The organism is Sinorhizobium arboris LMG 14919 (assembly GCF_000427465.1).
Taxonomy (GTDB): domain Bacteria; phylum Pseudomonadota; class Alphaproteobacteria; order Rhizobiales; family Rhizobiaceae; genus Sinorhizobium; species Sinorhizobium arboris.
Window position 1 is genome coordinate 2106271 of sequence record NZ_ATYB01000014.1, and the last position, 23897, is coordinate 2130167.

Here is a 23897-nt window from a genome sequence, read left to right on the forward strand (position 1 = left end):
GGTGCATATATGAAAACGGGCGGACAACTGGTGGTGGAGGCGCTTGTCGCAAACGGAGTGAAGCGCATCTCGTGCGTTCCGGGCGAAAGCTATCTGGCGGTGCTCGATGCGCTTTGCGATGCCGACATCGAGGTCGTCGTCTGCCGGCAGGAGGGCGGGGCGGCAATGATGGCGGATGCCTGGGGCCGGCTGACGGGCGAACCCGGCATCTGCATGGTCACCCGCGGCCCCGGCGCAACCAATGCCTCCGCCGGCCTCCACGTGGCCCGGCAGGATTCTGTCCCGATGATCCTCTTCATCGGCCAGGTGCAGCGCGACGCCCGGGAGCGGGAGGCTTTCCAGGAGATCGAGTATCGCCGGGCCTTCACGGAAATGGCAAAATGGGTCGGCGAAATAGACGACCCTGCACGCATCCCGGAATTCGTCACGCGTGCCTTTGCCGTCGCGACGTCCGGCCGCCCCGGCCCGGTGGTCCTGACCTTACCGGAAGACATGCTGACGCAGAGCACCGAGGCCCCGGCCGCCCGCGCCTATCGGCCGGTCGAGAGCCACCCGGGCCCAGGGCAGATCGCTCACCTCGCAGAGCTTCTCTCTGGCGCAAAAAGGCCGGTCGCCATTCTCGGCGGTACGCGCTGGTCCGCCGAATCCGTGGCCACGTTCCAGGGCTTCGCCGAGCGCTGGCAGCTCCCGGTCGGCTGCTCCTTCCGCCGTCAGATGCTTTTCGATCACCTGCATCCGAGCTACGCGGGCGATGTCGGCATCGGCATCAATCCGGCGCTGGCAGGCGAGATCAGGGAGGCTGACCTCGTCCTCCTCGTCGGCGGACGGTTCTCGGAGATGCCTTCCTCCGGCTACACGCTGATCGACGTGCCCTACCCCAGGCAGACCCTGGTACATGTCCATCCGGATCCGGGCGAGCTGGGCCGGGTCTACCGTCCGGACCTCGCAATTGCCGCAAGCCCGCGCGACTTCGTCGCGGCGCTCTCGAACCTTGCGCCTGCGGCCGAGCCCACCTGGTCCGCCCGCACGAGGGAAATGCATGCGGCCTATCTCAGATGGTCGACGCCGCCGGAAAAGGGGCCAGGCGATGTGCAGATGGGCCCCATCGTGAACTGGCTGGAGGCGAACACGGGGCCGGAGACGATCTTCACCAACGGCGCCGGAAACTACGCCACCTGGCTCCATCGCTTCCACCGTTTCCGCCGTTATGGAACGCAGGCTGCTCCCGCTTCCGGCTCGATGGGCTACGGCCTGCCGGCCGCGGTCGCGGCCAAACATCTTCATCCCGATCGCGAGGTGATCTGCTTTGCCGGCGACGGCTGTTTCCTGATGCACGGCCAGGAATTCGCAACCGCCGTCCGCCACGAACTTCCCATCATCGTCCTCGTCGTCAACAACGGTATCTACGGCACGATCCGCATGCATCAGGAGCGCGAATATCCCGGTCGCGTCAGCGCCACGGATCTGACGAACCCGGATTTTGCAGCGCTCGCCCGCGCCTATGGCGGCCACGGTGAGACAGTAGCCCGGACGGAAGAATTCGCAGAAGCCTTCCTGCGGGCGCGTGAGAGCGGCAAGCCGGCCATCATCGAGATCAAGCTCGATCCCGAAGCGATCACGCCGACGCGGACGCTCAGCGAAATCCGGAAGGGGTAAGGGGTAAGTGCATTTGGTGGCCCGGCTGCAGCCGGGCCCCGCCTCAGCCCCGAATGTGCAATGTCTGCTGATAGACCGCAGTGGAGCGCGCGCCGGAGCGGCAATAGCCGAGCATCGGGCGCCGGAATTCGTCGAGAGCGTCGACCATGCTCTTCACCGCATCCGCAGTCACGCCCATCGGACCGATCGGAATATGGGTGATCTCCAGCCCGAGTTCCTGGGCACGCGCGGCGATGGCATCGAAGGTCGGCTGATCAGGCGCCTCGAAATCCGGGCGATGACAGACGATGGACTTGAAGCCCAGTGCCTTGATCTCGTCGAGGTCGTCGACGGTGATCTGGCCCGAAACCGAGTACTCATCGTTGATCTGGCGAATGTCCATGTGGCGTTCCTCAAGAAAAGCATTGCCTTGATTTAGGCCCGGCACCGGGCGGCGTCAATCGAGAAGGCGCCGTCAAGAGACCGCGAAAGCCAGCCGATAATCGCGCGACTGGCCGGGTTGAAGAGCAGGGAGTTCCCCGTTTGCGGCAAGCTGCGGCCGCTTCGCCAGGCGATGCGAGGCCGGTTCGATGCTGACGACATCGGCGCCGCCGCGCTGGCAGCGCCACATCTGCAGGAACGGCAGTGTGTCGGTCCGGAACCGCACGCGAAGTGCGCGTCCCTGAAGAAAGGGCATCGCGGTCAGCGCCACCTCCGACCACCCGTCGCGGCCGACTGCCGGGCGGCAGAAATGTGCACTTTCCCCCTCGCCGAAGCGCCAGGCAAGCGATCCGCCGTCGACCGATGGGCTTTCGATCCGCGTTTGCCCGCCGAGCAGCCGGCCCGCGATGTTCATGTGATACATCATCATCGGCGCGAACGCCGACGAACCGATGTTGACGACCCGGTCCGAAAGCGTCACGGCGCGCGCTGTCGCATCGACTTGCCAGAGCCGCTCGATAGCCGCCCGGCCGCCGCAGGCGAGATCGACTTCGGTGACGGCAGCGCAACGATCGCCTGCACCGCACATCTCGGTCCTGCTGACAGGCGTGCCGGCGAGAGAACCATGCAGGGGATAGTATTCGCCCGCGCGGCCTTCCAGAGGCTCGGGATGACGAATGTGCTCGGGACCGCAGGTGAACAGGAAGCCCGCGAGCGCGCGGTCGATGCGCGGATCGCCGTCCGAGGGGATCGCCGCGCCGGGCGACAGATCGACGCCGGCGACGACGAAGGCTGCGACGTCGAGTGCCGAGGACGGGTCGAACAGAAGGTGGCCCGGCGCGTCACCGGCGGCGTTCAAGGTCGTCCGCATTTCACCTCCAGAGAAGAAGCCCGGAATCAGGCAGAGAATCGATGATAGTCGAAGCCCCGGAACCGGGCCATTTCGGCGAGCGTTGCAATGGGCAGTATGTTGGCCTAACTAATTTAACCGGCTGTTCATGATGAATTCACTTTTTTCACATTAACGTCCAAATCGGTATGTACCGCCGCAAAGCAACCGCCATGAAGACAGGTTCCCTCGTGACGCCCGCGACCCGCACCGGCCTTTCGCTCTTCGCAGCACTCACCCTCATTGCCGTGGAGCTTGCGCCCGCCAACGCACAGGACGCCTATGGTGGCTATTGGGGCGGCGGCGACGTGATGCTCGTCACCCCCGAAGGCGATATTCTCGACTATATTCCCGGAGAGGCCGAGGCGCACGCCATGCGTGATCGCCGCGGACGCACGGTGCTCGTGGACCCTTGGGGCAATGTCATCGCCACCGTCGTGCCGAATGACGGCTATGGGCGCCGGAACCGGTACCGCGAATACGGCCGCGACGGCTATCCCGATCCCCGCGATCGCGGCTACGGCTATTCCGAACCCGGCGAGTTCACAGGCGCCGTCCCCGACTATCGCGATATTGCGCCCGCTCCGGTCGAGCGCGAGGAACTGCCGAACAGCCTTCCCTCACTCTCCAACCGCGAGGAGGCTGCCTACGACCCGCAATACGACGACCCGCTGGCGCAGCCGATGCCGCCGGCCATGACGGTGAAGGGAAAGTCGAGCGCGGAGATCGCCGCCCTGCAGGTCTTCCTCGACCGCGAGGGCTTTTCGCCCGGCGTGATCGACGGCAAGATGGGCTCCAACGTCACCAAGGCAATCGAAGCCTGGCAGCAGGCAACGGGCGAAACGCTCGACCCGAACAATACCGAGGACATCCTCGAGCGGCTGCGCTTCAACGGCGGCTTGCCGATTACGACCTACACGATCACCGCCGCGGACGCCGCCGGCCCCTTCGTCGCCTCCATCCCGGAAGATTACGCCCACAAGGCGCAGCTTCCGCATCTATCCTTCACGTCCGTGACGGAGATGCTCGGCGAAAAGTTCCACATGGACGAGGCGTATCTGCGGGAGCTCAATCCGGGCGTCGACTTTTCCATTCCCGGCACCACCATCAAGGTCATCAATCCGGGTCCGAACAAGAAGGGCAAGGTGTCGCGCATCGTCGCGGACAAGGGCCGCAAGCAGGTGCTCGCCTATGACGAGGCTGGAAAACTGATCGCCGCCTATCCGTCCACTATCGGGTCGGCCGACACGCCGTCACCTTCCGGTACGGTGACGGTCGAGCGTATCGCCTTCGATCCGGGTTACACCTACAACCCAAAGATCAACTTCCAGCAGGGCGCGAACGATAGGATCCTCCAGTTGCAGCCGGGTCCCAACGGTCCGGTGGGCACTGTCTGGATCGCGCTGTCGAAGCCGACCTACGGCATCCACGGGACACCGGAGCCGTCGAAGATCGGCAAGACCCAGAGCCATGGCTGTATCCGCCTGACCAATTGGGATGCGACCGAACTCGGCAAGATGGTGAGCACCGGCGTCACGGTCGAATTCGTCGACTGACGAGGCTTTGAAAGGCCTGGCCCCCGCTGCGGCAGGGGCCGGACGCGGCGGCCCCTGCCGCCTCATCACGTCATGAGACATTGTCATGAAAATCTCTTCTGCATTGGCCTTATCACAGGCGGAATAACCCCTGGTCGAAGGAACTGTCCGCGATGGCAACGGAGCGTGCTCTCCCCAATCTCTGGCATGCGACGGCACCGGCCGCTCCGCACACCGCTCCGCTTGCAGGCGACCTGACGGTCGAGGTGGCGATTGTCGGCGGTGGCTTTACGGGCCTTTCGGCTGCGCTTCACCTGGCCGAAACGGGAGTCCGGACAGCGGTCATGGAAGCGCGGATGATCGGCTTCGGCGGTTCGGGCCGCAATGTCGGCCTCGTCAATGCGGGCATGTGGGTACAGCCGGACGACCTGATCGCAACGCTTGGAGCAGAAGCGGGCAACCGGCTCCTCGACGAGCTCGGCAGCGGCCCGTCGCTCGTCTACGATCTTGTCGCCAAGTATGGAATCCGGTGCGAAGCCGTGCGGAACGGCACGCTGCATATGTCTGTCGGTGCGGGGGGCCTGAAGGAAATCCGAGAGCGCGAGGCGCAATGGAAAAGGCGCGGTGCTCCTGTTGAAGTGCATTCGGCAGAAAAGGCGCACGCGCTTTCGGGGGCCGAGGGCTTCACCGGCGCGCTGCTCGACCGCCGCGCCGGGACGATACAGCCGCTCGCCTATGCGCGAGGACTGGCTGGCGCAGCGATTGCCGCCGGCGCCGAAATCTTCACCGACACCCCCCTCCTTGCAGCCAGCCGCCAAGGCGATCTCTGGAAACTGAAGACCGGGCGGGGCACGGTCACCGCCCGTCACGTCATTCTCGCCACCAATGCCTATGGCGGCCTTGTCGGCGATGTCCCATGGAAAGAGTACCGGCAGGAACTCACGATCCTTCCCTATTTCCAGTTCGCGACCAATCCGCTGCCCGACAACGTGGCCGCGCGGATATTGCCCGAACGCCAGGGCGCCTGGGACACGGGGCTGGTGATGACCTCCTTCCGCATGGACAAGCAGAACCGGCTGATTTTCGGATCGATCGGCAGGCTCGATGCGATCGCCGCAGGCACACACCGGGCCTTCGCCGTCCGGTCGGTGCGTAAGCTCTTTCCTTATATCGGGGACTTCCGCTTCGAACACTGGTGGGACGGCCGCATCGGCATGACGACCAACAACCTGCCGGCCATGCATGTGCTCGCTCCCAACGTAGTCTCTGTAAGCGGCTACAACGGCCGTGGCATCGCCCCGGGCACCGTCTTCGGCCGCGCTCTTGCCCGTCACGTGACCGGCGACACGTCCGCGATCCCGCTTGCGGAGACGCCGATCATTCCGGATCCGTGGCGGACTCTGAAATCCGTCTTCTACCACGCCGGCGCCCAGGCGAAGCACTTCATCGACAACCGATTCTAGGGCCCTTCCGGGAAGGGTGTCGCGGTTTTCCGGGCGGAAGTGCGTGGTTTCAAAGTGTTAGAGTGGGATGCGGGCGGAAGACCGCACACGGTTTCCCATCCCGCTCCAGTCGCTGCGCAGGTCAAGCCGCGGCTTCATAGCCAGAGGCCGCATTTGCCTGCGCACGACCCGCCGTTACGAAAGCGCTGAGGCGCTGTGCGATCTGTTCAGCTTCCGCATTCAATGCCTGGCTGGAGGCATTGGCCTGTTCCACCATCGCAGCGTTCTGCTGCGTGATCGTATCCATTTGGCTGATTGCCCTATTGACCTCGTTCAGGCCCGTCGCTTGCTCGGCGGTACTCGATCGTATCACGCCGAAAACGGAACTCACCTCGATCACCTGCGCTACGATCTGCTGCAACGATTGCGCCACCTGGTTGACCGAAGCAACACCGTCATCGACCTGACCGCGCGATTTTGCGATCAGTGCCTGGATGTCCTTGGCCGCATCGGCGCAACGCTGGGCAAGCGCGCGGACCTCGGATGCGACGACCGCGAAGCCCCTGCCCGCCTCACCGGCGCGCGCTGCCTCGATGCCGGCATTGAGCGCCAGAAGATTGGTCTGAAAGGCGATCTCGTCGATCACGTCGACGATGCGGGCGATGTTTGCCGAGGATGCTTGAATCTCCTGCATGACAGAGATGGCATGTTCGACGACGTGGCCGCTCCGTTCCGCGTTGGCACGCGCCGCAGTCACCGTGGAATTCGCCTGATCGGCGCCTTCAGCCGTCTGGCGCACGGTACGTGTCACTTGCTCCACCGCAGCTGCCGTCTCTTCGAGGTTGGCGGCCTGACGCTCGGTGCGTTTGGCAAGGTCGTCCACGGCGGCGGCGATTTCCTTGGCGCTGAAGTGAATCTGGTTCGCCCCGGCACCGATGCCGCCGATCACACGCGCGAGTTCGGCGATCGCGTGATTGAAGTTCCCGGCTAGGTCGTTATAGGCTTCAGGCAGTTCGCAGGTGATGCGCGCGGTGAGATCGCCCGCCGAAATCCTCTCCAGCGCGACGCCGAACGTACGGGCGACCAAGGAGCGTTCTCCGGCAAGCACCTCCTCCTGCACCGCGCGCTGCTTCGCCACGTCGGAGGCATTCACATAAACCGAGATCGAAAGGTCCATGTCGAGGAAGATGCCCTTGACGAGGCTCGCAAGCATGGCGCTCAACTCGTCTGCCGAAGTCTTCCGGCGTGCGAGGGCGCTCTTCGGCCAATGCGCCTGCACGATCCGGCCGATCAGGTGTTCGGCGATCAGTGCGTAACCACCGATATACCAGCGGGGGTCGAGGCCGATCTTCGCATGGACCTGGCCTATCGTCCTGACCTTCGCTCCGTAATCGGCGTTGAAGTCGGCGTCAGCGATGTTTTCCCAATGACCGAGCTGGGCGGCCCTCGCCCGGCTCATTTGTCCCTCGGAAGGAAAGAAGGCGTTGGTTTCCGGCGTCTGCCTTATCTTGGAGTAAAGTTGGTCAAGCGCCGGCCCGAGTTCCCTCTGCAAGATCGGCTTCAGCGCCCGGAGCTTCGCCTTGGCGCGCTCATCCAGACCCATGAAGTTGAGGCGGCCGACAATATCCTCGTCACCGAGAGCTGCGTGTTCGGTTTTCATCCGCGAACTTCCCTGCGTAATATGCCCGATTGGATCATGGAAGTTTCGCAGCCGGTGCAATGAAAGTTGCCCGGAGAGCTTGAGCCACATTCATCGTGGCCATGCGTCAACTCGACATACGGGTTGACGCCTGATTACTTTCCGCGCTCGGCGTAGCGGGCCATGGTAAAGGAAGCTTTACGAGAGGCAGTCCTGCGACACATTGCGCATAGGCCAATTTGGCCCCCGCAGGAACCGCCGAACGTCATGCCGCCCGCGGCAGAGCCGAGCGCAGGCGAGACATCAGGGCGCGGCGTGCGGTCACCGGGAGCAGGTTTTGCACCTCGGCGGCAAGCGCGTATGCGTTTTCGCGCGCCTTGTCGAGATTGCTGACCCGGTTCGGGTCCATCATCTGCAAGGTGCCCCCGCATTCGAAGATTTCGCGATAGGCGACGCGCTCGACGATGGGCGTATCGAGGACCGAAACGCCGCGAGAGGCGAGCAGCGCCTTGATCGTCTGCAGCGCCCGCGTCGTCACCAGCGAATTGACGCGGGTCAGCACGACCGAGTGGTTGATGCGTACCCTCGCCTTCTCTCCGATCTGGCGGATGAGTTCCAGTATCTGTACGGCGCCCCGCGCATCCATGGCGCAGCCCTGGACCGGTATCAGCACGTGATCGGAAAGGCCCAGTGCCAGTGCAACGATCGCATCCTTGGCGCCGGCGAGATCGATGACGATGAAATCGGCTTCACCCTTGAGCTCGCGGATCTGACAGGGGAGCGAAGCCGGTGTGACGTGCGATATCACCTCGAGGTTGGCGACATGGCCCGATGCCTCGGACCAGCTCGTGATCCAGCGTTGCGGATCGGCATCGAGTACCACGACGCGGTTGCCTTGCCTGGCCAGCTCCGTCGACAGGATCAGCGCCGCGGTCGTCTTTCCCGCACCGCCCTTTGCATTGGCGAATGTGATGACCGCCATTTCTCTCACCTCGTCCTTGCTCGTTTCCGGTCCGCCCGGCTATCCCCGGCGCGCGATTTTCTTAATAGAACCTTGCAGAACATGGTTAACGAAATGGAAACTTTTGGCCCCCAAAAGTTAACCGGATTAGCTGTTGATTGCTTAGGCGCAGTAAAAAAGCCCGGAAAACATGAGTTTTCCGGGCTTGAAAAAATTAACGACGGCTCCCGTCAAATGCATTCGGCGAAGAGCTTCTTAGCAGCATCGAGCGTCAGTTCGACGGGATTGCCGCCGGCCGTCGGATCGACGATCGCCATCTCGGCCATCTCGCCGATACGGTCCGTGCCGACGCCGAGTGCGGAAAGCTTGTCCGGCACCCCGAGTTCCTCCCGGAGCTGCAGCACATAGTCATAGAAACCGTCGAAGCCGCCCGCAATGCCGAGATAGGCGGCGGCGCGACCGATCTTCTCCTCGATCGCGGAGCGGTTGAATCGCAGGACCGGGGGCATCACCACGGCGTTGGTCATGCCGTGATGGGTGTTGTAGATCGCACCGACGGGATGCGACAGCGAGTGGATCGCGCCGAGGCCCTTTTGGAAAGCGACCGCCCCCATGGCCGCCGCGCTCATCATATGGGCACGGGCTTCGAGATCCGCTCCGTCCCGGTATGCACGCGGCAGGTATTCCTTGACGAGCCGCATGCCTTCGAGCGCGATACCCGCCGACATCGGGTGATAGAAGGGAGACGAATAGGCTTCGAGGCAATGGGCAAAGGCATCCATGCCCGTGCCGGCGGTGATCACGTCAGGCATGCCTACCGTCAGTTCCGGATCGCAGATGGTGACGCCAGGCAGAAACTTCGGATGGAAGATCACTTTCTTCACATGGCTTGCCGAATTGGTGATGACGCTGGCGCGCCCCACTTCGGATCCGGTACCGGCGGTTGTCGGAACGGCGACGATCGGCGCGATGCCGTCGACGCTCGCGCGGGTCCACCAGTCGCCGATATCCTCGAAGTCCCAGACCGGCCGCGTCTGGCCGGCCATGAAGGCGACGCACTTGCCCAGGTCGAGGCCCGAGCCGCCACCGAAGGCGACGACGCCGTCATGGCCGCCGTCACGGAACGCTTTCACGCCGGCTTCGAGGTTCCTGTCGGTCGGGTTCGGATCGACGTCCGCGAAGATCGCGCGTCCGAGGCCACCCGCTTCAAGAATATCGAGCGCCTGCTGCGTGATCGCCATCGGGGCAAGGCCGCGATCCGTGATGAGCATCGGCTTCTTCATGCCGAGCGCCTTGCAGTGGTCGGCAAGCTCCTTGATCCGGCCGGCGCCGAACTTGACGGCGGTCGGATAGCTCCAGTTGGCGGTGATGGTCATGCGGTCACTTTCTTCAGGTGGTAGGATTTCGGGCGGGTAAGGTTGTGGAAGCCGAGCACCGAGAGCGAGCCGCCCCGGCCGGTCTCCTTGACTCCGGTCCAGCACAGCGCCGGGTCGAGATAGTCAGCACGATTCATGAAAACCGTGCCGGTTTCGAGCTCACGACCGATCTGTGCGGCGCGCTCCGCATCCTTCGTCCAGAGCGACACGGTGAGACCGTACTGGCTGTCGTTCATCAACTCGATCGCCTCGGCGTCGCTCTTCACCTTCATGATGCCCACGGCCGGCCCGAAAGTTTCCTCGCGCATGAACTCCATGGAATGATCGACATCGACAAGAACCTGCGGCGCCAGGTAGGCACCGCCGTCGTCCTGCGGGAAGAGCTTCGGGTCGATCAGCGCCTTGGCACCCCTGGAGATCGCATCGGCGATCTGATTGCGCACGGTTGCCGCAAAGCGCTTGTTTGCCATCGGTCCGAGCGTCGTATCGGGATCGAGGGGGTTGCCAAGTCTGTAATTCGAAACCCAGGCGACCGATTTCTCGACAAAGGCGTCATAGAGCGACTCATGCACATAGATGCGCTCGATGCCACAGCAGCACTGGCCGGAATTGTAGGTCGCGCCATCCATGAGGGTGTCGACGGCCGCGTCGAGATCGGCATCCTCCATCACATAGCCCGGATCCTTGCCGCCGAGTTCGAGTCCGTGGCCGGTGAAAGTCCCGGCCGCCGCCCGCTCGATCGACCGGCCGCCTTCGACCGATCCGGTGAAGTTGATGAAGTCGAAGCTCTTGGCGGCAATCAGCGCCGCCGTCGTGTCGTGATCCAGAAAAAGATTCTGGAAAACGTCCGCCGGAACGCCCGCCTCGATGAAGGCGCGCACCATGCGCTCGCCGACGAGGATCGTCTGGCTGGCGTGTTTGAGGATCACGGTATTGCCGGCCATCAGCGCCGGCGCGACCGTGTTGATCGCGGTCATATAGGGATAGTTCCACGGAGCGATAACGAAGACGACGCCATGCGGCTCGCGCTCGATGCGCCGTTCGAAGCGGTCACTCTCCTCCACGACGAGCGGCTTCAGCGCATCGGCGGCGATCGAGGCGACATAATTGGAGCGCTCGTTGAAGCCCTTGAATTCGCCGCCATAGCGCACCGGCCGACCCATCTGCCAGGCAAGTTCCGGCACGACCTCGTCAACCATCTCGTTAAGGCGAGCGACGCCGGCAAGCACCAGCTTCACGCGCTCCTCGAGCGGGCGCTTGGCCCAGGCCTTCTGCGCGAGGCGCGCATGTGCCACGGCCTGCCTGGCCAACTCCAGCGGCATTGCCGGGCGTTCGGCATAAACCTCGCCATTGACCGGCGATATACATTTGATCATCGTCATGATCGTCTTCCTGTTCTCAATTCAGAATGAATTCCCCTCCCCAACCTCCTCCCCGAAATGGGGAAGGGCTTAACCTGCGGCACCGCTCCGCACACCAGTTGGGCCATGCCACTTGTGGAGGCATCGGCTTTCGGTAGGAGCGTGCCGCAACGTAGCCCCTTCCCTTGTGGGGAGGGGTTGGGGACGGGTGTTTACGCCCGTTCGAAACCGCGCGCCACCTCCCAGTCGGTCACCCGCCGGTCGTATTCCTGCTGCTCCCATTCCGCGGCGTGCACATAGTGATCGACAACCTCCTCGCCGAAGGCGGCGCGCAGCATCTTCGAACCGGACAGCGCCTGGGTCGCCTCTCTCAGCGTATGCGGAATCTCGCGCACTTCCTTGCCCTGATAGGCATCGCCCACGAAAGGCGCCTCGAGTTCCATCTGGTTCTCTATGCCCGAGAGGCCCGCCGCGATCAGGGCGGCAAAGGCGAGGTAGGGGTTCAAATCGGAGCCGCCGACGCGGCATTCGATCCGGATCGCCTTGCTGCCTTCGCCGCAGAGCCGATAGCCGGCGGTGCGGTTGTCCTTGCTCCAGATCGCCTTGGTCGGTGCAAAGGTACCGGCCATGAAGCGTTTGTAGGAGTTGATATAGGGCGCCAGGAAATAGGTGACCTCGCTTGCATGGGCGAGCTGGCCCGCCACATAGTGGCGCATGAGATCGGACATTCCATATTGCCCGTTCTTGTCGAAGAACAGCGGCGTTTCGCCGTCCTTGCTCCAGAGCGACTGGTGGATGTGCGACGAGGAGCCGGCGGCCGAGTAGTTCCACTTGGCAAGGAAGGTGATCGCCTTGCCGCGCTGCCAGGCGATTTCCTTGCAGCCGTTTTTGATGATCGCATGCCGGTCCGCCATCGTGACGGCGTCGGCATAACGGACGTTGATCTCCTCCTGGCCGGCGGACGCCTCCCCCTTGGAATTTTCGACCGGGATCCCGGCGCCCTGCAGGCCGTTGCGGATCGCCCGCATCACGTCCTCTTCCTTGGTCGTCTGGAAGATGTGGTAATCCTCGTTGTAGCCGCTGACCAGCTGCAGGTCGCGATATCCCGAAAGCCTCGCATCGTCATAGGACTGATCGAAGAGGAAGAATTCGAGCTCGCTGGCCATAAGGGCCTTGATGCCCATGGCTTCGAGGCGCGCCACCTGCTTCTTCAGGATGGCGCGCGGCGAATGCGGCACTTCCGCATGCGTGTGGTGGTCCAGCATGTCGCAGAGAACCAGCGCCGTGCCTTCCAGCCACGGGATGCGCCGGAGCGTGGAAAGGTCCGGCTTCATCGTATAGTCGCCGTAGCCTTTCTCCCAGCCTGTCGCCTTGTAGCCGGGAACGGTCTCCATCTCCATGTCTGTCGCAAGCAGATAGTTGCAGCTATGCGTTTCCTTCCATGCGCTTTCGACGAAGTACTCCGCATGAAAGCGCTTGCCCATCAGGCGGCCCTGCATGTCGACCTGGCAGGCGAGCACCGTGTCGATCCGGCCCTCAGCCACGTCTCTCTTCAAATCATCGAATGTATAGTTCGCGCTCATGGGAAGGTCCTGGTTCCGGTCTCGTACCGGTAGAAATTGTTCCGTCCGCATCCGGGGCCGCATTGCAGCCCCGGATGTGAGTTGCAGGGCAATGATCAGCTGTAACGATAGGGCGGCCCGGCCTTCTCCATCGTCTCGCGGTACTTCTTCAAAATCTCTACGACCTTCGCCGCGCGCGGGCTCGTGGCGGCAATTTCGTCCCAGAATTTCAGGGCCTCCGCTTCTACCGTCTTCCATTCCTCGTCCGGAATGGTCGTCAGTTCCAGCTTGGTGCCCTCGGCGCGCAACTTTGCCTCACCTCCCCAATACCAGTGCTGACGATAGTAATGGGAGGAGTCGATGCAGAGGCGGAACAGCGTCTGCAGATGCTCGGGCACCTCCTTCCACCGTGCGGAGTTCGCGAAAAACGACCCGCACCAGGCGCCGGAGATATTGTTCGTCAGGAAGTATTTGGTGACGTCCGCCCAGCCTACGGTGTAGTCCTCTGTGATCCCCGACCAGGCGAGGCCGTCGAGTTCGCCCGTCTGCATGGCGACCTGCACATCCTCCCAGGGCAGAGTGACCGGGACGATGCCGAAACGCGTCAGGAACTTGCCGGCGGTCGGGAAGGTGAAGATGCGCAGGCCCTTGAGGTCCGCAAGCGTCTTGATCGGCTTCACCGTTGCGAAGTTGCAGGGATCCCAGGATCCGGCCGAGAGCCACGTGACCCCTTCGACTTCGCCATAGGCCTCGGCCCAGATCTCGTTGAGGCCGTACTGATGGAACAGCGTCGGCACGTCGAGACTATAGCGTGAGGCGAAGGGGAAATAGCCGCCGAACACCTTGATGTCGACCGGCGATGCCATCGAGTCGTCATCGCTCTGGACTGCGTCGATCGTGCCGGCCTGCATGGCGCGGAACAGTTCGCCGGTCGGCACGAGCTGGTCGGCCGTGTAAAGGTCGATCTGCATCTCGCCGTTGGCGGCTTTGTTGAAAGCGTCGATCGCCGGCTTGATGACATGCTCGGCGAGCGCCGGGCCGGCATAGGTCTGCAGGCGCCAGGTGATCTTGCCCGATTGCGCACGTACTGCCGGGGCAGCAAGCGCAGTGGTTCCGGCCGCGGCGGCGAGCCCGGCCTTCTTCAGAAAGTCGCGTCTGTTGGTCATCGTTCGTTTCCCTCTGTTTTCGTTCAACGTGTACTTCTTCTCTGGAGCCCCCCATCGGAGGGGTACCCTCTTGCGGCGCGAAAGCGCCGGCTCCCGTCAGCCCCTTACATAGACATGATGCGGCAGCCACAGTGCGATCTCCGGGAACGCCGTGACGATCGCCAGCCCCACGATCATCACCAGGACGAAGGGGAGCACCGATTTGTAGATATCCGTCAGCGATATCTCCGGAGGAGCCATCGCACGCATCAGGAACAGATTGTAGCCGAAGGGCGGGGTCATGTAGGCGATCTGGCAGGTGATCGTGTAGAGCACGCCGTACCAGATCAGATCGAAGCCGAGGCTGCCGACGAGCGGTATGTAGAGCGGCGCGACGATGACCAGCATAGCCGTATCGTCGAGGAATGTGCCCATGATCAGATAGGAAATCTGCATCAGGATCAGCACTTCCCAAGGGCCAAGCCCCCACTTCTCCAAGAACAGGTACTCGATTGCCTTGACCGCCCCGAGACCGTCGAATACCGCGCCGAAGCAGAGCGCCGCCAGGATGATCCACATGAACATGCAGGAAATTCCGAGCGTCTGTTCGATCGTCTTGTCGAAGACGGTCCATGTCAGGCGTCCCTTCCACCAGGCCGCAGCGAGCGCGGAAAGCGCCCCCACGGCCGAGCTCTCGACGAGGCTTGTGACGCCCATCACGAAAAGACCCATCATCAGGAAGAAGATCATGAAGGGCAGGATGCCGGCCCGCAGCAGCTTGAGCTTTTCGGCAAGCGGGATGTCGCGCTCCTCCTTCGGAAGCGCCGGCCCCAGATGCGGCTGGATCTTGCAGCGGACGATCACATAGATCGAAAACAGCAGTGCCAGCAGCAACCCCGGAAACACACCTGCCAGCCAGAGCTGGCCTACCGGCTGACGCGCGATCATGCCGTAGAGCACCAGCACCACGCTCGGCGGCACCAGGATGCCGAGCGAACTGCCCGCCTGGATGACACCGGTAACCATCGTCTTGTCATAGCCGCGGCGCAGGAGCTCGGGGAGCGCAATGGTCGCGCCGATCGCCATCCCCGCGACGCTGAGCCCGTTCATCGCGGAAATGATGACCATCAGCCCGATGGTGCCGAGCGCAAGCCCGCCGCGCAAGCCGCCCATCCAGACGTGGAACATCTTGTAGAGATCCTCGGCGATTCCGGACTCCGAAAGCATGTAGCCCATGAAAATGAAGAGCGGCAAAGTGAGCAGCGGATACCATTTCATCAGCTTCATCGAGGCGGCGAAGGCCATTTCGAAGCCGCCATTGCCCCAGAGGAAGGCAGCCGAGACTGCGCCGACGACGCCGATCGCCGCGAAGACCCTCTGCCCGGTCAGCATCGTCATCATCATGGACGAGAACATCATGAAGGCGATCATTTCGTAGCTCATGCGATCGGCCTCCCCATCGCCCGGGCGAGGTCCTTGATGAAGATGGACGTCGCCTGCAGGAAGGTGAGCGCGACGCCGATCGTCATGACGATCTTGATCGGCGCCATGTAGGGCGACCAGCTCGAATAGCTGGTCTCGCCGTATTTCAGCGCATAGGCGGTGCTGGAAACGCCCCCATAGAACAGGAAGCCCAGATAGACGAAGAGCATGAGGATGGTAATCGCATCGACCGCAGCACGCGTGCGCGCCGTCCAGCGTCCATAGACCAGGTCCATACGCACATGGCTGTCCAGCTGGAGCGAATAGGCCCCGCCCAGCAGGTAGTACGCCGCCATCACGAACTGGGCCATTTCGAGCGTCCAGAGCGACGGCAGCAGCCAGGCCTTCGATACGGACGAATAGAGCAGAATGCCCATCATCGCGAAGATCAGATACATGGTCGCTCGGCCGACGCATCGGTTGAATCCGTCGACCGCGCGCACATAGGTTTTCAAGTATTCAGGCATCGCGGCGTCCTGCCCCGCGCGCGCCGTCAGGCCGAGGAAGCTCCTCTCCCATAGCTGCCGATCCGATCATGGGCTGCATTTCTCCTGTTCAATGTCATCACCGCGGCCTTGCCGCTCCCCGGGTCTTTTATTGTGCTGGAAGGGCCGCCACGCTCTTTGCGAGCAGCCCCGCCAGATAATCGGCCATGACCCTTTGGCCGATTTTATCGCGGATGAGGTCGTTGCGGATCTCGATCATGACGTTGGGCACGCCAAGGCGGATGCCGTATTCGATCAGGCTGTGCGTCACACCGTCAGCCGGTCCGTAAGGCTCGTTGCGGCGCACGTCGTATCCCGCCTCCCCGATCGCTGCGGCGGCAAGCATGCGCTCCGCGAGCCGGCTGTCCGAGTCGTGCAGAATGCCCAACTCGACTGTCCGCGGCTTGCCGAAATAGATCGGCGTGAAACTATGCATGGTCACGAGAACCGGCTGCCTGCCCGCGGCCTTGCGGTCTGCGACCGCACGCGTGACCGCCTCGTGAAACGGCAGGTAGATCTCGTCCACTCGCGACTGCCGCTCTGCCGCGGACATCGTCCTGTTGCCGGGCACCTCATAGACCTCGCTGAGGACTGGCATCGCCGCGTCGGACTCCGGCGGCCTGTTGCAGTCATAGGCGAGCCGCGAAAAGCGTTGGTGGATCAGCGTGCCGTCGAGCTTTTCGGACAACAATTGGGAGACCGCCAGCGCGCCGGGGTCCCAGGCGATATGGCTCTCGAGCGCATCCTTCGAAAGGCCGAGCGTTCCCAAACGTTCGGGCATGCGGTTGGAGGCATGCTCGCAGACGAAGAGGAATTCTCCCTTCGCCCCGGGATTCTCTATTGCGACCGGTCCGCCCTCTGCCTGCGTCAAAATTCCCGTCAAAACCGGCTCCCCAATGCCTCGTCAGACGATGATTATGAAGAGAATTCTTCACGAATGGGCAGGTGTCAATGAAAAACTGAAACGATCTTTTCAAAATTGCGATTGACTCCGATTGTGACAGCGATGTTTAATTTCTTACAAGCTGGCAAAGACCGGCCGAGGGGCGAACATTGAACGGCAACACGGCTTCCATGACGGTGTCGGATGTGATCAACGCACATTTCGCCGCGCTGACGCGCGCCGAAAGGCAGTTGGCGGAGACACTTCTCGAAAATTACCCGGTCTCCGGTCTCGGCTCGATCACCACGGTTGCCGAGAACGCCGGCGTTTCGACGCCGACGGTCGCCCGCATGGTTCAGAAGCTCGGTTTTCGGGGATTCCCGGATTTCCAGGCGCGGCTACACCAGGAGCTCGAGGCGACCATCTCCAATCCGATCGCGAAACACGATCGCTGGGCGGCAAGCGCACCGGGAACCCACACGCTCAACCGTTTCGCCGATGCGATCATGGGCAATATGCGCCAGACGCTCTCCCAGATCGAACCTTCCGAATTCGACGCGGCCGCAGCCCTCGTCGCCGATCTGAAACGCAAGGTCTATCTCGTTGGGGGGCGCATTACCCGATCGCTTGCGGACTATTTCTTCACTCATCTTCAGGTCATCCGAACCGGCGTGACGCAGATCGCCGCGAACCCGAGTTCGTGGCCGCATTACGTGCTGGACATGCGGCCGGGGGACGTCCTCATCCTGTTCGACATCCGCCGTTACGAGCAGGAGATGGAAACGCTCGCCCGCTTCGCCCGAAACCGCGGCGTCGAGATCATCCTCTTCACCGACCAGTGGGGCTCTCCGGTCGCCAAGTCTTCATCGAAGGTCTTCCGCGCCCGGATCGAGGTTCCCTCGGCCTGGGACAGTTCCGTCATGCTCCTGTTCCTCGTGGAGACGCTGATCGAGGCCGTACAGAGCTCGAACTGGGACGAAACGCGGGACCGGATGAAGGCGCTGGAGGGCCTGTTCGATTCCACACGCATTTTCCGCAAGCCGGTCTAGGAGGGCTCCGGCGGCTTGAAACTTAAAAAAGAAGGGCATTCAGGTAAAACTCGAATGCAACCGGAGCGGATCGATCCGAAGCCGACATCCGTGTCGCAGAAGGGACAAAGCCTGTCACATAAGCTTCATCGCATATCTTTAACTGCATCGGCGAAATTGACTGAAAACCCATAAGGAGAACGCCAGTGATTTCAATGACTCAACGTCTGCTCTCGCTCTCGACTGCCATGCTGCTCGCAACGACGGCAGTAGCTGTTGCCGAGCCGAGCGAGGAGCTCATCGCAGCCGCCAAGAAGGAAGGCACGCTAACGACAATCGCGCTCCCGCACACTTGGTGCGGGTACGGCGATCTGATCGCCGGCTTCAAGGCAAAGTACGGCATCGAAGTCAACGAACTGAACCCGGATGCGGGCTCCGGCGACGAGATCGAGGCGATCAAGGCCAACAAGGGCAATACCGGCCCGCAGGCACCTGACGTCATCGACGTCGGCCTCTCGTTCGGCCCCTCGGCCAAGGCCGAAGGCCTGATCCAGCCCTATAAGGTATCGACCTGGGACACGATCCCGGACGCCGCCAAGGATCCGGAAGGCTTCTGGTACGGTGATTATTACGGCGTCCTCTCCTTCGTGGTGAACACCGACATCGTCAAGGACGTGCCCAAGGACTGGGCGGACCTCAAGAAGTCCGACTATGCAAACTCGATCGCGCTCGCCGGCGATCCGCGCGCATCCAACCAGGCGGTGCAGGCGGTCTACGCCGCCGGCCTCGCAGCCGGCGAAACGGACGCGGCAAAGGCCGGCGAAGCGGGCCTGGCCTTCTTCGCCGAGGTAAACAAGGCCGGCAACTTCGTCCCGGTCATCGGCAAGTCCGCCTCGCTTGCACAAGGGTCGACGCCGATCATCATCGCCTGGGACTATAACGGCCTCTCCTGGCGCGACAGCTTGAACGGCAATCCGCCGGTCGAAGTCGTCGTTCCGGATTCCGGCGTCGTCGCCGGCGTCTACGTGCAGGCGATCTCTGCCTTTGCTCCGCATCCGAACGCTGCCAAGCTCTGGATGGAATATCTCTATTCGGACGAAGGTCAGCTCGGCTGGCTGAAGGGCTATTGCCACCCGATCCGCTTCAACGACCTCGTCAAGAACGGCAAGGTGCCGCAGGAGATGCTCGACAAGCTGCCGCCGGCCGAATCCTACGAAAAGGCCGTGTTCCCGACGCTCGACGAGCAGGCCAAGGGCAAGGAAGCGATCACCACCAAGTGGGATAGCGTCGTCGGCGCAAGCGTGAAGTAACTGCCATTGCGTGCCTCCCTGCCCGAAGTTTGGCGGGGAGGTCATTTTCCTCCGATGCCGGGACAGCCGAAAGCTTTATGACCACGACAACAGCAGCACCTCTGATCAGCAAACGAGCGATTATCGACTGGCTGGGCATTGCACCCTTCATGATCTTCGCGCTGATGTTCCTGGTCGTCCCGACGCTCTATCTCGTCACCGGCGCCTTTCTGACGCCGGCGGGCGAGTTCACCTTCAAGAACATCGCCGACCTCTTCACCCCGTCGATCCTCTCCGCCTACTGGATTTCGATCCGGGTGTCGGTCGCTTCGTCGCTCGGCGGCGCCCTCATCGGCTTCTTCCTTGCCTGGGCCATCGTGCTCGGCGGCATGCCGACGTGGATCCGTTCCGGCCTTCTTACCTTTTCCGGCGTCGCCTCCAACTTCGCGGGCGTTCCGCTCGCCTTCGCCTTTCTCGCCACCCTCGGCCGCACCGGGCTCGTCACCGTGTTTCTGCGCGACTGGTTCGGCTTCAATCTCTATTCGACCGGCTTCAATCTCCTGAGCTTCCTCGGCCTCACCATCACCTACATGTATTTCCAGATCCCGCTGATGGTGCTGATCCTGACGCCGGCGCTCGACGGCATGAAGAAGGAGTGGCGCGAAGCCTCCGAAATTCTCGGCGCCTCCACCTGGCAATACTGGCGCATGGTGGCGCTGCCGATCCTCTGGCCGAGCCTGCTGGGCACGACGCTCCTGCTCTTCGCCAACGCCTTCGGCGCGATCGCCACCGCCTACGCGCTGACCGGCAGTTCGCTCAATATCGTGCCGATCCTGCTCTATGCGCAGATCCGTGGCGACGTGCTCCATAATCCGAACCTCGGCTATGCGCTGGCGCTCGGCATGATCGTCATCACCGGCATCTCCAATATTCTCTATATCTGGCTGCGGATCCGCGCCGAACGGTGGCAGAAATGAAAGCAAGACGTCTCGGCGCCTGGATCGCCATCGCCATCGGAGCGAGCTACTTCATCATTCCGCTGCTCGGAACGCTGGAATTCTCGCTGCGCATGCGCCGCGACGCCTATTCCTTCGACGCCTACCGGTCGGTCTTCTCCGACTTCCAGTTTCGCGAGACCTTCGGCTATTCGATGCTGATGGCGTTTTTCACGATCATCTTCGGCATGCTGCTGGTGGTGCCGACGGCCTATTGGGTGCGGCTGCGCTTGCCGCAGGTCCGCCCGATTATCGAGTTCATCACGCTGCTGCCGCTCGTTATCCCCGCGATCGTCATCGTCTTCGGCTATCTCAGGCTTTACAACTCCTCGTCGATCCTGCCGCTGACCGGCTCCACCTCCGGCACCAACGCCCTCCTGATGTTTTCCTATATGACGCTGTCGCTTCCTTACATGTATCGCGCCGTCGACACGGCGATGCGGGCGATCGACGTCAGAACGCTCACGGAGGCTGCCGAAAGCCTGGGCGCCAAATGGCCAACCATTCTCTTTCGCTGCATTTTTCCGAATGTGATGAGCGGCGTACTCTCCGGGGCCTTCATCACCTTCGCGATCGTCATGGGCGAATTCACCATGGCGGCGCTGCTCAACCGGCCCGCCTTCGGCCCCTATCTGCAGCTTGTCGGCGCCAACAAAGCCTACGAGCCCTCGGCGCTCGCCGTCATCGCGTTCGCGATCACCTGGCTCAGCATGGGACTGATCCAGCTCGTGTCGCGCTTCCAGAAATCCGCTCCGGCCAAGGCTTGATCAAATGGCATTCCTGCAACTGACCAACATACAGAAATCCTTCGGCCCGGTTCAGGTCGTGCATAATTTCGACATGGGAATCGAAAAAGGAGAGTTCGTCTCCTTCCTCGGTCCCTCCGGCTGCGGCAAGACGACGGTTCTGCGCATGATTGCCGGTTTCGAGACGCCCTCCGGGGGCTCGATCTTCATCGACGGCAAGGACCAGGGCGCGCTGAAGCCGAACCAGCGAAATATCGGCATGGTTTTTCAGGCCTATGCGCTCTTTCCCAACATGAACGTTCACGACAATGTCGCCTTCGGCCTCAAGGTCGCCGGCGCCTCCAAAACGGAGACCGCGGCCCGGGTGAAGCAGATGCTCGGATTGATCAAGCTCGAGCATCTGGCGGATCGCTTCCCCTATCAACTCTCCGGCGGCCAGCAGCAGCGCGTGGCGCTTGCCCGCGCCATAGCCGTCAAGCCGCAGGTGCTGCTCCTCGACGAGCCGCTTTCCGCGCTCGATGCAAAAATCCGCATCTCGCTGCGGGAGGAAATCCGGCAGATCCAGCAGCAGCTCGGCATCACCACGGTGTTCGTGACGCACGACCAGGAGGAGGCACTGTCGATCTCCGACCGGATCGTCGTCATGAATGCCGGCCGCGCCGATCAGATCGGCACGCCCTTCGAAATCTACAACACCCCGGCGACACGCTTCGTCGCCTCCTTCGTCGGCACGCTCAACATAATCGAGGGCAAGGTGGCCGATCCCGCAAGCGGTGCCGTCACCATCGGCGGGCAGCGGATTTCGCTGAAAGAGCCGATAGCCGGGGCGAAGGGCGGCGACAGCATTTCGCTGGCACTGAGGCCGGAAGCGGGCTCGATCGCCGAGGGCGCCAGGGGCGATACCGCGCTTCCGGGGCAAGTCGTATCGAGAAGCTTTCTCGGCTCCGTCATCCGCACCAAGCTGCGGGTCGGCGAAGACATCATCTCCTTCGACATGTTCAACGACCCGGGCATGGCCCCACCGGTCGCCGGCGAGAGCGTCACGCTGCGTTTCGCGGCAAAGGACCTGCTCGTCATCCGCGAATAGAGCAGCCGGAACGAATTGTTCGGGGGCGTGAAATCCTTGGAAAATTCTGTCGTGATTTTTCGCTTTCACGTCGCAGCGCAGATTTGACGGCGGCGAAACAGCCGCTATAGTCGCAGGCGTTCTCAGGGCGGGGTGAAAATCCCCACCGGCGGTAGCGAGCACAGGATCGGGAATGGTCGGTGGTCGGAGCCCGCGAGCGCTTTGCATTTTCGTGCGAAGGTCAGCAGATCCGGTCGAATTCCGGAGCCGACGGTTATAGTCCGGATGGAAGAGAGCAAGCAGAAGCGTCGCCCCTCCCGAGGGGTCTTCGCGCATGCATGTTCGCCCGACGGGATCATTGGAAAAATGCCAACCCTGAAAGGCTTGAGACCATGACCATACTTTCCCATCCCTCCGCCAAGATCGCCATCGTCCGCGCCCGCTGGCACGCCGATATCGTCGATCGTTGCGTCGACGCCTTCGTCGCGCAGTGGACGAAACTTGGGGGCAGCGCCGCCGATGTCGAGATCTTCGACGTGCCGGGAGCGCTCGAGATCCCGCTGCATGCGCAGACCCTCGCCAGAACCGGCCGCTATGCCGCGATCCTCGGCACTGCCTTCGTCGTCAATGGCGGCATCTATCGCCACGATTTCGTCTCCGGCACGGTGCTCGACGGTATGATGCGCGTGCAGCTCGATACCGACGTGCCGGTGCTCTCCGCGGTTCTGACGCCTCACAATTTCCAGGAAAGCGAGCCTTTGATCGCCTTCTTCCGCGACCACTTCGTCGTCAAGGGCGAAGAGGCTGCGAATGCCTGCGCGCAGATCCTCGATGCGCGTGCGAAGCTCGCGCTGGTCGACGCCTGATCTGCTGGAACGTTGGATCGGAAAGGGGCGCGGCCGCTATCGGCCGCGCCCCTTTCATTGAAGCGATTGAAAACCCGCGCCGCCCGCGCTAATAAACTTGACTATATTTGGAAGGAATACTGCGGTCGGACCAGGGCGCCGGCAGGACCGAGAAGGCGACGATGACATTCCAGCCGCGCATGCAGAACAGGATCAGCGGGTTTTCGATCATAGGCGGTCTCAACCGCCGAGAGTGGAACGGTGTGATCGCGGATGTCTGGGATGTGGAATGCGTTCCGCATGCGGGCGGCTATTATGTCGCCGAGGACCCCCGCATGTTCATCGTGCTCGATGCCAAGGGCGGCGGCAATTGCAAGGTGAAGCTCGCAGCGAACGGCAAGGGTGCCGTCCAGAACTATCATCGGCAGGCCCTCTCCTATATTCCGGCCGGAATGGAGCTCTGGACCGATGTCGTCGACATCCATTACATCCGGCATCTCGATCTGCACTTCGATGTCGATGGGCTCGGCAGGCGCCTGAAGGAAGACCTGGACGCCGCGGCAATCGAAACGCCCCGGCTGATGTTCCAGGACGAACGCTTCCTCACGCTCGCCGGCCTGATCGCAGCCGAGTGCCTCAATCCCCAGCCCCTCCACGATCTTTACGGCGACGGCCTTACGGTGGCGCTTTTCATCGATCTCATGAAGATCGGCAAGCGCAGCGGCCGCAAGCGCAGCCAGCTTGCGGCGTGGCAGTTGCGGCGGGCCGTCGACTTCATCGAGGAGAATTTTGCCCGCAACGTCCGGCTCGAGGAACTCGCCGACCTCACCGGCCTCTCCCAGTCGCATTTCAGCCATGCCTTCAAGGCCTCGACGGGTGTAGCGCCCCATCAATGGCACATGAATGCACGAGTCGAACGGGCAAAGCAGATGCTGCTCAAGTCCGACGCCACATTGACGTCGATTTCCGCCGAGACGGGTTTCGCGGATCAGGCGCATTTCACCCGCGTTTTTCGCAGGATGGTGGGCACGACTCCGGCTTACTGGAAGAAAAGTCACACCGCCTGACGAGTCCGCCGGCACCACGCAATTT

21 protein-coding genes and 1 riboswitch are annotated in these 23897 nt (G+C 62.4%); of the genes, 10 read left to right on the top strand and 11 right to left on the bottom strand.

Translation table 11 applies throughout. The annotated features are described in order from the left end of the window. The first annotated feature begins 9 nt into the window (after nt 1-9). Nucleotides 10-1656, top strand: a complete 1647-nt coding sequence (locus SINAR_RS0121545) for a thiamine pyrophosphate-binding protein (protein ID WP_028000993.1) — start codon at nt 10-12, stop codon at nt 1654-1656. A gap of 43 nt (nt 1657-1699) precedes the next feature. On the opposite strand, the gene SINAR_RS0121550 is transcribed toward SINAR_RS0121545, so the two are convergent. Next, nucleotides 1700-2038, bottom strand: a complete 339-nt coding sequence (locus SINAR_RS0121550) for a protein tyrosine phosphatase family protein (RefSeq protein WP_028000994.1) — start codon at nt 2036-2038, stop codon at nt 1700-1702. A gap of 72 nt (nt 2039-2110) precedes the next feature. Next, nucleotides 2111-2947 (bottom strand): DUF4432 family protein, encoded by an 837-nt coding sequence (locus SINAR_RS0121555; protein ID WP_028000995.1) that lies wholly within the window; start codon nt 2945-2947, stop codon nt 2111-2113. A gap of 167 nt (nt 2948-3114) precedes the next feature. Between SINAR_RS0121555 and SINAR_RS0121560 the strand changes: the two genes are divergently transcribed. Both SINAR_RS0121560 and SINAR_RS0121565 read left to right on the top strand, forming a co-directional pair. Further along, nucleotides 3115-4521 carry a L,D-transpeptidase family protein gene (locus SINAR_RS0121560; RefSeq protein ID WP_028000996.1) on the top strand — a complete coding sequence of 469 codons (1407 nt, stop codon included), beginning with the start codon at nt 3115-3117 and terminating at the stop codon, nt 4519-4521. Nucleotides 4522-4673: 152 nt separating this feature from the next. Next, entirely contained in the window at nt 4674-5963 is a 1290-nt protein-coding gene (locus SINAR_RS0121565) for an NAD(P)/FAD-dependent oxidoreductase (protein WP_028000997.1), read from the top strand. Nucleotides 5964-6084: 121 nt separating this feature from the next. Here SINAR_RS0121565 and SINAR_RS01000000133755 read toward each other — a convergent pair whose 3' ends face one another. From SINAR_RS01000000133755 to SINAR_RS0121610, 9 genes are all read right to left on the bottom strand, one after another. Next, nucleotides 6085-7602: a globin-coupled sensor protein gene (locus SINAR_RS01000000133755; RefSeq protein WP_050577531.1), complete on the bottom strand. Its 1518-nt coding sequence runs from the start codon at nt 7600-7602 to the stop codon at nt 6085-6087. 244 nt (nt 7603-7846) lie between these two features. After that, entirely contained in the window at nt 7847-8563 is a 717-nt protein-coding gene (locus SINAR_RS0121575) for an AAA family ATPase (RefSeq protein WP_028000998.1), read from the bottom strand. Between the two features lie 209 nt (nt 8564-8772). Then, nucleotides 8773-9918, bottom strand: coding sequence for an iron-containing alcohol dehydrogenase (locus SINAR_RS0121580; RefSeq protein WP_028000999.1), 1146 nt, complete (start codon nt 9916-9918; stop codon nt 8773-8775). Then, nucleotides 9915-11300, bottom strand: coding sequence for an aldehyde dehydrogenase family protein (locus tag SINAR_RS0121585; RefSeq protein WP_028001000.1), 1386 nt, complete (start codon nt 11298-11300; stop codon nt 9915-9917). The genes SINAR_RS0121580 and SINAR_RS0121585 overlap by 4 nt, the downstream gene beginning before the upstream one ends. Before the next feature lie 191 nt (nt 11301-11491). Beyond that, nucleotides 11492-12862, bottom strand: coding sequence for a glutamine synthetase family protein (locus tag SINAR_RS0121590; protein WP_028001001.1), 1371 nt, complete (start codon nt 12860-12862; stop codon nt 11492-11494). 95 nt (nt 12863-12957) lie between these two features. After that, nucleotides 12958-14007, bottom strand: a complete 1050-nt coding sequence (locus SINAR_RS0121595) for a TRAP transporter substrate-binding protein (protein ID WP_028001002.1) — start codon at nt 14005-14007, stop codon at nt 12958-12960. 96 nt (nt 14008-14103) lie between these two features. Beyond that, complete coding sequence (locus SINAR_RS0121600) at nt 14104-15429, bottom strand: TRAP transporter large permease (protein ID WP_028001003.1); 1326 nt, start codon at nt 15427-15429, stop codon at nt 14104-14106. After that, nucleotides 15426-15935: a TRAP transporter small permease subunit gene (locus SINAR_RS0121605; RefSeq protein ID WP_028001004.1), complete on the bottom strand. Its 510-nt coding sequence runs from the start codon at nt 15933-15935 to the stop codon at nt 15426-15428. Before SINAR_RS0121605 ends, SINAR_RS0121600 begins: the two co-directional genes overlap by 4 nt. 127 nt (nt 15936-16062) lie before the next feature. Further along, nucleotides 16063-16836, bottom strand: a complete 774-nt coding sequence (locus tag SINAR_RS0121610) for an N-formylglutamate amidohydrolase (RefSeq protein WP_028001005.1) — start codon at nt 16834-16836, stop codon at nt 16063-16065. 170 nt (nt 16837-17006) lie between these two features. Between SINAR_RS0121610 and SINAR_RS0121615 the strand changes: the two genes are divergently transcribed. From SINAR_RS0121615 to SINAR_RS0121645, 7 genes are all read left to right on the top strand, one after another. Then, nucleotides 17007-17885 (top strand): MurR/RpiR family transcriptional regulator, encoded by an 879-nt coding sequence (locus SINAR_RS0121615; RefSeq protein ID WP_028001006.1) that lies wholly within the window; start codon nt 17007-17009, stop codon nt 17883-17885. A gap of 185 nt (nt 17886-18070) precedes the next feature. Then, nucleotides 18071-19174 (top strand): ABC transporter substrate-binding protein, encoded by a 1104-nt coding sequence (locus tag SINAR_RS0121620; protein WP_028001007.1) that lies wholly within the window; start codon nt 18071-18073, stop codon nt 19172-19174. Nucleotides 19175-19251: 77 nt separating this feature from the next. After that, the gene (locus SINAR_RS0121625) at nt 19252-20130 is read left to right on the top strand and encodes an ABC transporter permease (RefSeq protein ID WP_028001008.1); all 879 of its coding nucleotides are present in this window, start codon (nt 19252-19254) and stop codon (nt 20128-20130) included. Further along, nucleotides 20127-20915, top strand: coding sequence for an ABC transporter permease (locus tag SINAR_RS0121630; protein WP_028001009.1), 789 nt, complete (start codon nt 20127-20129; stop codon nt 20913-20915). Before SINAR_RS0121625 ends, SINAR_RS0121630 begins: the two co-directional genes overlap by 4 nt. A gap of 4 nt (nt 20916-20919) precedes the next feature. Then, a complete protein-coding gene (locus SINAR_RS0121635; protein WP_028001010.1) occupies nt 20920-21981 on the top strand; it encodes an ABC transporter ATP-binding protein in 1062 nt (353 codons plus the stop codon). A gap of 114 nt (nt 21982-22095) precedes the next feature. Further along, nucleotides 22096-22261: riboswitch (FMN riboswitch) on the top strand. A gap of 91 nt (nt 22262-22352) precedes the next feature. Next, nucleotides 22353-22826: a 6,7-dimethyl-8-ribityllumazine synthase gene (locus SINAR_RS0121640; protein WP_028001011.1), complete on the top strand. Its 474-nt coding sequence runs from the start codon at nt 22353-22355 to the stop codon at nt 22824-22826. A gap of 161 nt (nt 22827-22987) precedes the next feature. Further along, nucleotides 22988-23872: an AraC family transcriptional regulator gene (locus SINAR_RS0121645; RefSeq protein ID WP_028001012.1), complete on the top strand. Its 885-nt coding sequence runs from the start codon at nt 22988-22990 to the stop codon at nt 23870-23872. Nucleotides 23873-23897 lie beyond the last annotated feature (25 nt).